We start from the raw sequence: 7439 nt of genomic DNA, 5'->3' as shown, positions 1-7439 counted from the left end.
GCAGCCGAAACGCTGAAGTTCAGAGAGGCTGCCGCAACACTCGGTCTGGCCACCCAACAAATAACCCGAGGTATTACTGAACTACAGATCCTGCGCGGGCAATTTTGTCATCCGGCCTGATCTACGTATTACGCTACAATCTCGATTAAATTACCGTCGGGGTCCTGAATGACGGCCTCGTAATACCCGTCACCGGTGGTTCGTGGTCCGGAGACCAGGATGCCCTGTTCTTTTGCGCGTATAGCCAGAGCATCAACATGCCCCGCGCCACCAACAGAGAGAGCCAGATGCACCCATCCTGAAGTGTTATTGTCAGGTACAGGGTGGGTCAGTCCCGGTTTGGTCATTAACTCAATCGCAATGTCCTCACCAATGTTGACGAAATAAGATTCAAACCCGGGATTGGTTTTGCTGCAGTATTTTTCGTTTATCACACCATCAAAAAACGACACCCAGAACCGGGCTTGTCGTTCAAGATCCCGGGTCCATAAAGCCATGTGTGCAATTTTCATCGCGATCCTCTTATCGTTTACTCTGAACGGTACGCCCCCGTTAAGGGATATTGACATCCTGCATTATAATGCAGGATTATGCACGTTATTGCTCGATGTTTATTTTTATGGAGTTCTCATGCTCGATTACGCTGCATTCCCGGATCAACGCCAGGCGCTTATCTATCAGATCCTGCAGGAAAACGGCAGAGTGATCTGTACTGAACTGGCCGTCCGTTTGGGGGTGTCAGAACATACGATCCGCCGCGATTTACAAGAGTTGTGTAAAGAAGGTGTTTGCAAGAAAGTCTATGGCGGGGCTGTCATTTCACTACCAGAGTCAGCTGACATCACAGTACGCAAGAATATTAATACCGCGAAAAAGAGCAGCATCGCGCAAAGATGTGCCCGGCTAGTGAAATCCGGAAGCTGTATTTTTATCGACACAGGAACAACCAACCTGGCAATGGCTGAAGCCCTTCCAGCTGAGCTGGCATTAACCGTCGTGACAAATTCACCTGATATTGCCGCCGTACTGCTGAAAAAACCGCTATTCGAGGTCATCATGTTAGGTGGGCCAGTGCAGCGATCGTCCGGTGGGTGCGTAGGTCCGACAGCCATTGCCCAGGTACAGGATATTTTATTTGATCAAGGTTTTATTGGTGGTTGTGCGATGGCACCGGAGTCCGGATTAACCGGGTTTGATTACGCCGATTGTGAGTTTAAAAAAGCGGTAATTAAGCAGTGTAACGAAACTATCGTCGCACTGACGGCGGATAAGATCCCTGCCGTCGCACGTTATGTTGTCACCGCCAGCAGTAACATTGATGTCATTGTCGTGGAGGAAAACATCAGCAAACAGTACGGCACCGCTTTTCAGGCGCATGACATCCGCATTTACACCGTATAACGGTGGCGCAGTCTTTTTACGTGTAAATTCAACGGAATATCACGGTGCTAAAAGTGGCGCCAGCCGTCAATGGGGTAATGGCTGACAGATAGTCCAGGCGAATTCTATGATGGTGTTCATGGCACTCCACAAGCAAGAATTCCTCTTTGTCTGCTGTGGTGCATGTCGTCACGGCCCTGGCATCAAAGTGTTCCCCGGTAGTCAGTTCAATGCGCAGCAAATAGTGATAGAGACAGGCAATCTCCAGATAGTCATGCAGATCGCAATCGACAGGATGGTACTTTTCTGCCGCACACATAAATCCCCCCTTCCCTATGTCCACGCCGGTTCGGGAAATAGCTCACGCGACTTCCCGAACATGCGACGCTATTTCAGCGCTTCGATAGGTGCGCCAAAGTTGATATGCAGCACATTACCGTCGATTACCAGAGCGGGAACAGACTTCACTCCGATTCGCTCCGCCTCTGCAACGTGATCGGGTTGTTCTCCCAAATGAATAACCTCGATTTCCACATCCGGGGACAGATACTGTAGCAGTGTTTCTTCTGCGGAAACGCAAACCGGGCAACCAGCATGATAAAAACGGGCTTTGGTCATGATACCTCTCCTTTAAATTATAGTATCGAATCGATACTATAATTTATGCTACGCCAGTTTTATGCTTTGTCAATATAGTTTTTAGTCGATACTATATGCCGAGGAGGATTTTGTTATGCATGATATGTCGCTTTTTGACGTACTGGACCGACTGTCTGGTCTGACGCGGATGTGGTTTCGCCAGCATCCTTTACTGGCGGATCTTCAGCCAGTACAGCTCAGTGCGTTGATGTATCTCGCACGCTGTAACCGCTACTCCAATACGCCTCTCGCCGTGACGGACTACCTCGGTCTCACCAAAGGAACGGTGTCACAATCGCTAAAGTTGTTGGAATCAAAAGGACTGGTGGTACGCACGCAGGATGCCAGGGATAAGCGTAGCGTTCATCTGCAGCTCACCGAGTCGGCCAAAAATTTGCTGGATGCCCTGCTTCCCCCCTCATTTTTGATGACGGGCGAATCTGCGATGGGTGAACGCGCGGGTTTACTCAAGGAGCTACTCTTCGAACTTCTGCGGGGCATTCAGCGCACCAGTAATGTGCCGGGATTTGGTCTGTGCCAGAGCTGTCGGTTCCACCAAAAAGTAAATGGTCAGGGATTTTGTAATTTAACGAAAGAACCGTTGAGCGAGGATGATTCGATGTTAATTTGTCGGGAGCATCAGCCCCCGGACGTATGATCTTCTCTGTTATAGTGTCTTCATGTGGCCGGGTTGCCGCTTTCCAGGATAACCACTCGCTACAGGCATTTGACACGGCGATATTACGGTAGCCGCGTTCCCACGCCATATCGTCAACAATTTCTGCGGATTACGTATGTTGCAGGTGGTTCAGATCCCGTAGCATCCGCTTGAGACATTTGACTTTATTTTTATCGCGTATTGCCGCTGAAAACTTACTGAGCTGAAAAAACGTTTTGTCACCAAAACCATCAATGACTTTGAAACAATATTCCTGGCGCGTGGCATCCCAGGCGTAGACGATGTTTTTACAATGCAGGGAGTTAATAATGACACCGGTACTGACAAACCACGCTAAAAAAACATTCAACTTCTGCAATTTGCTGGCATCAAGTTCTTTGTTCAGGGCAAGCTGATAAAGAGTTTGTGCGATGTGACCATGCTCATCACATTCCTTAACCGTGAGTTGCCCTATTCCTTTATTTGTTTCAACAAGTCCTTCAATTTTTTGCATATAAAATGCGTCTGTTTGGTGACTCAACTTACATTCTTTGATGTCCCGAAAGACCTCACGTAGCTTGCTTTTATATTTCGCAATGCCTGGAATCACGATTTTGACCAGCAGTTTACTATCCTGTGGATGCTGGAAGACGTAGCGATCGTTACCTCGTGCCAGCAAGTCTTCATCTTTCAATATAAGTATTTGTTTCATAATATTTTTTATTTTTACCCTACGTGAAATGGAGTTGCCTCAACGAAGAGTTGTCTCAGCCAAAAAATATTGTGTATCTGTCTATTTCAATGGTTGTTAAACAAATAGCGTATTCATCCAATAAATAACTTTTGTAGTGACGTACTGAAGCAAAGTAACGGTGGATGTGCAGCAGGTTGAACGCCAGGAGATACTGTTGGAGAAATCCACGCCAGCTTTGTTTTTTTGATGTTGTTAACGAAGGTAAACAGCGGAAGGTATTCAACTAAGCGTCATTCACCGTGACCTATGGTGCTGCCACCAGAGGCCGCTCGTGAATGGATGAGGCCGGATGTTGGAGGGGAAAGAAGCCGAGGACATTGCAGACGATGGTTTCGTGCCAGTTACAAAATTGATATGACAGGGCGTAACACGTACAGGCAAGAATGTAAAAATTAGGGAGCCAAACTACGTTGCGTCAGATACCCAGATTAAACCCTGCAAGGGAAAATCACTATGGATATCTTTCATACTAACTCCCAACAAATTGATTAAAAATCCACAGCAATACAATAATCATTATTTTCACATAAACCCAAAATCATTAACAATTCAGAGAGACGGTATCTGCCGATACTTCAACACTGTTCAAGAAATATAGATGACTCACTATGATGTTTATGCTCACCCTGTAGGTAATTTTTATACATCGTTGCAACATCAACACCGTAGATAACCGCTACCTGCGTTCTCTCCGCTGTGCGCCAGAAAACGACACCCGGACAATTAAAATTGAAACTCCTGCACGCCACAAATTTATCGTTCAGATGCCGGGAATCGTTTGTACAGAGTTGGTATTTCGACGTCAATAATGAGAATAACCCTGTAGCGAGTCACATTCATCGCTAACAATCTTCCGGTCGGTCCCCACTGTTCACAGGCCAGATTTGGCCGTAACCCCTCGTGCAGTACGAGGTTAAGGTACCAATGATTCAGGCGGAAACACTCTGCCGGCGCAGATGCCTGATCCCCAAAAGCATTGGTCCCAGAAGCGCAAAAGAGAAAACCAGAATAATCAGCTCAGGAAGCCAGAATGTAGAAATAATTATTAATACTATAATTTCCCAGTTGTGCAATTTTCCCGGTTTTTCGTACGTCATCAAGACATAAAATGTTGCAAAAAGACACAAAGCGAAAAGTGCGTAACAAATAGTAATCAAAAACATTCATAATCCTTTGTTTATAAGCTAGTAACTGCACTTACAAGTCAGAGCATGTCAACCCTGCGAAATATACAGCTTTTCCCTGCTGTTTAGTAGTCCCTTGAAACACCAGGAAATAGATGCCCGCTCAGAGAAGAAACTGGTTTAAGTATGTGTCTGGCACGGATACTAACGTTACGATAACTGGGCTCTGGTCAGGTTACTATGCCGATTACATAAGGCTTATCTGGAGAAAATCCCGATGATTCAACAGGTAATGGCGTCACTGTAGGTAGTGGGAATTTCTTGCAAAGTACCAACAAAGTTAATTCTAAGCCACATGCAATCCATATTGGTTTTTACACTGCAAATAACCATAGTCACAATCTGATAACCTGGCCAGATACCATCAGTAGCTTAATCAGACTAAAATCTGACCACATACATAAACACATGACATAATATTAATAAACATTAATTCATTGAGATTATGGCAATCATCGTCCATATCAGGGCCATGCCCCCCGGCAGTTTCGAATACCTTGCTCGCCAGTTAACGGTCCTTAAGTACTGTCGCCAGGGTTGCACGGATTTTTTCTTCAAATATAACATCAGATTATGCAGGTTAATATAGCTGACCGTTCTTTGTTGGGTTCCGACAATATTTTTCTCATCCACAATGCACAAGCTTATTGCCCCGTTGCTTTCAGTCCCATTTCATATTTTGCACCACCACTCTAATTATTAAACCTTATTTCGACAAGCACCGACAGTGTTCTTTATTGAAGAATACCATTTCATTAAGTTTAAATGACGGTATAAATCGAAATCCGCAGTATGAATAATTCATTAGATATATTTTTATCATTATTTTTAATGAGGTTGATACTGATTGTCTGGAGATGCTGGCGCTGAAGTCAGCGCCAGTTCTGGTTTTGAAGTGGTTAACGAAGGTTAACAGGAGGACGTACGCAATTAGTGCTTAACAATATACATAGTGCGACTGTATGCCACATCCTCTGGGTTGGTAATCGGATACCCTTTCAGCCACGGTTTAATTAAACGTCCGTTGGTGTACTGATAAATCGGCGCAATAGGTGCCTGTTCCATCAGAATTTTCTCCGCAGCGTTATAATCAGCATTCCGCGCTTTCTCTGTATTTTCCAGAGTAGCCTGGGTCAACACTTTATCGTATGCCGGATTATTAAAGCGGGAGATATTGCCCGTATGGGTCGATGTTAATAATGACAGGAACGTAGAAGGCTCATTGTAGTCGCCCACCCAGGAGGCACGGATAACATCAAAGTTGCCGGTATTACGACTATCAATATAGGTTTTCCACTCCTGGTTTTGCAGTTTCACGTCAACGCCAAGGTTTTTCTTCCACATCGACGCGACTGCGATAGCAATCTTCTGATGGTTTTCAGAGGTGTTGTACAACAGCGTGAGTTTAAGCGGTTTCTGCGGACCATATCCCGCGGCACGCAGCAGCGTTTTCGCCTGGGCGTTAAGCTCTTCCTGACTCATTTGTTCAAACGGAGAAGGTTCCGGGATAAATCCTGCCGTCACATCCGGCGTAAAGTGCCAGGCGGGTTTTTCGCCAGTTCCTAATACTTTCTCCGCCATCAGACGACGATCGATAGTCATACTGAGCGCCAGACGCACGCGTGAATCGGCAGTCGGCCCTTTTTGCGTGTTAAATGCATAGTAATAAGTACCAAGCTGCGGCGGCGTATACACCTGGCCCGGAATATCCTTCAATAGCTTCTGATACATATTTTTCGGGAAGGACTCAGTAATATCAATATCGCCAGCAAGATAGCGTTTGGTCGCAGCAGACTCCTGGTTAATCGGCAGGAAAGTCACTTTTTGCAGCACCGTTTTGGCGTTGTCCCAATAATGTGTATTCGGCACAACTTCCAGTTTCTCGTTAACCACACGGTCTTTCAGCACATAGGCACCGTTACCGATAAGGTTGCCTGGCTTCGTCCACTCTTTACCGCTTTCGACATTGGTTTTTTGGACAGGATAAAACGCAAAGCTCGCTGTCAGGTTGGCAAACCAGGGTAGCGGTTTGTCCAACTGCACTTTGAAGGTATGCGCATCCACCGCGCTGACACCTAACTTATCGGGCGCGGCTTTGCCATCGATGATCGCCTGGGCATTGTTGATCCCTGCTAGCGCGGCAAACCAGGCAAACGGCGATAGTGTTTTCGGGTCAACCAGACGCTGCCAACTGTAGACAAAATCCTGTGCCGTTACCGGCGTGCCATCGGCCCATTGCGCATTATTGCGCAACGTAAACGTCCAGATACGGTTATCATTACTCTTCCACTGTGTGGCGACACCGGGAATAATCTCACCCTTTTCATTCTGGTTGACCAGCCCTTCGAATAAATCGCGAATAACCTGAATTTCTGGAAGCCCAACGGCTTTTGCCGGATCGAGTGACGCTGGCTCATCTTTTATGTGACGCACCAGTTCTTGCTTTTCTGCCAGTACCGTCCCGCTGGGAACATCAGCAGCCCAGGATAATGAAATGCTGCTAACCAACAGCGCACAACAGGTTACTGAAACAGAATGCTGCATAAGATACCCTCAATTCCGGCTACTAAGTGAATGTGTAATTATTTGTATCGCCAGCAGGAAATGCAATTAACTTCCGACAGGAAAGTGATTTTACACCTGAAAAGATAAGTGTGTGAAAACGATTTGATTATCCATACATTTTGCACAACACTGCGAGTAACTATCCCAGCATTCAGAGATGACTATGACCGTTACCCGCCCCCGTGCCGAGCGCGGCGCATTTCCGCCAGGAACCGAACATTACGGACGTTCACTATTGGGCGCGCCGCTAATCTGGTTC

7 protein-coding genes and 2 pseudogenes are annotated in these 7439 nt (G+C 46.2%); 4 read left to right on the top strand and 5 right to left on the bottom strand.

Annotated elements, in window-relative coordinates:
- Positions 1-128 precede the first annotated feature (128 nt).
- Positions 129-512, bottom strand: coding sequence for a VOC family protein (locus FDX03_RS12175; RefSeq protein ID WP_048211533.1), 384 nt, complete (start codon positions 510-512; stop codon positions 129-131).
- 118 nt (positions 513-630) lie between these two features.
- Between FDX03_RS12175 and FDX03_RS12170 the strand changes: the two genes are divergently transcribed.
- Positions 631-1401 carry a DeoR/GlpR family DNA-binding transcription regulator gene (locus FDX03_RS12170; protein WP_115643350.1) on the top strand — a complete coding sequence of 257 codons (771 nt, stop codon included), beginning with the start codon at positions 631-633 and terminating at the stop codon, positions 1399-1401.
- 28 nt (positions 1402-1429) lie between these two features.
- Here FDX03_RS12170 and FDX03_RS12165 read toward each other — a convergent pair whose 3' ends face one another.
- Both FDX03_RS12165 and FDX03_RS12160 read right to left on the bottom strand, forming a co-directional pair.
- Positions 1430-1699, bottom strand: a complete 270-nt coding sequence (locus FDX03_RS12165; protein WP_040231149.1) for a Rho-binding antiterminator — start codon at positions 1697-1699, stop codon at positions 1430-1432.
- A gap of 68 nt (positions 1700-1767) precedes the next feature.
- Positions 1768-1998: a glutaredoxin domain-containing protein gene (locus FDX03_RS12160; protein ID WP_048211530.1), complete on the bottom strand. Its 231-nt coding sequence runs from the start codon at positions 1996-1998 to the stop codon at positions 1768-1770.
- A gap of 115 nt (positions 1999-2113) precedes the next feature.
- Here FDX03_RS12160 and FDX03_RS12155 point away from each other — a divergent pair, with 115 nt between their 5' ends.
- Positions 2114-2677 (top strand): MarR family transcriptional regulator, encoded by a 564-nt coding sequence (locus FDX03_RS12155; protein WP_048211529.1) that lies wholly within the window; start codon positions 2114-2116, stop codon positions 2675-2677.
- 130 nt (positions 2678-2807) lie between these two features.
- Here the strand turns inward: FDX03_RS12155 and FDX03_RS12150 are convergent, their stop codons facing one another.
- Positions 2808-3389 (bottom strand): YrbL family protein, encoded by a 582-nt coding sequence (locus FDX03_RS12150; RefSeq protein WP_048211528.1) that lies wholly within the window; start codon positions 3387-3389, stop codon positions 2808-2810.
- Positions 3390-3674: 285 nt separating this feature from the next.
- Between FDX03_RS12150 and FDX03_RS23315 the strand changes: the two are divergent.
- Positions 3675-3768, top strand: a pseudogene (locus FDX03_RS23315) (SOS response-associated peptidase); the annotation flags it as partial.
- 1777 nt (positions 3769-5545) lie between these two features.
- Here FDX03_RS23315 and mppA read toward each other — a convergent pair.
- Positions 5546-7159, bottom strand: coding sequence for a murein tripeptide ABC transporter substrate-binding protein MppA (gene mppA / locus FDX03_RS12135; RefSeq protein ID WP_101742269.1), 1614 nt, complete (start codon positions 7157-7159; stop codon positions 5546-5548).
- Between the two features lie 184 nt (positions 7160-7343).
- On the opposite strand from mppA, the pseudogene FDX03_RS23310 reads away from it, so the two are divergent.
- Positions 7344-7439 (top strand): annotated as a pseudogene (locus FDX03_RS23310) (murein tripeptide amidase MpaA); the annotation flags it as partial.

The sequence above is a fragment of the Citrobacter sp. wls827 genome (assembly GCF_005280875.1).
GTDB classification, from domain to species: Bacteria; Pseudomonadota; Gammaproteobacteria; order Enterobacterales; family Enterobacteriaceae; genus Citrobacter; species Citrobacter youngae.
Note: the sequence above shows the minus strand (reverse complement) of the source record. Positions and strands in the feature narration are given on the sequence as shown.

Coding starts and splice junctions, on each gene's coding strand:
- FDX03_RS12160 (WP_048211530.1), bottom strand. CDS start 1,998: ATGACCAAAGCCCGTTTTTATCATGCTGGTTGCCCGGTTTGCGTTTCC.
- FDX03_RS12165 (WP_040231149.1), bottom strand. CDS start 1,699: ATGTGTGCGGCAGAAAAGTACCATCCTGTCGATTGCGATCTGCATGAC.
- FDX03_RS12150 (WP_048211528.1), bottom strand. CDS start 3,389: ATGAAACAAATACTTATATTGAAAGATGAAGACTTGCTGGCACGAGGT.
- FDX03_RS12155 (WP_048211529.1), top strand. CDS start 2,114: ATGCATGATATGTCGCTTTTTGACGTACTGGACCGACTGTCTGGTCTG.
- mppA (WP_101742269.1), bottom strand. CDS start 7,159: ATGCAGCATTCTGTTTCAGTAACCTGTTGTGCGCTGTTGGTTAGCAGC.
- FDX03_RS12170 (WP_115643350.1), top strand. CDS start 631: ATGCTCGATTACGCTGCATTCCCGGATCAACGCCAGGCGCTTATCTAT.
- FDX03_RS12175 (WP_048211533.1), bottom strand. CDS start 512: ATGAAAATTGCACACATGGCTTTATGGACCCGGGATCTTGAACGACAA.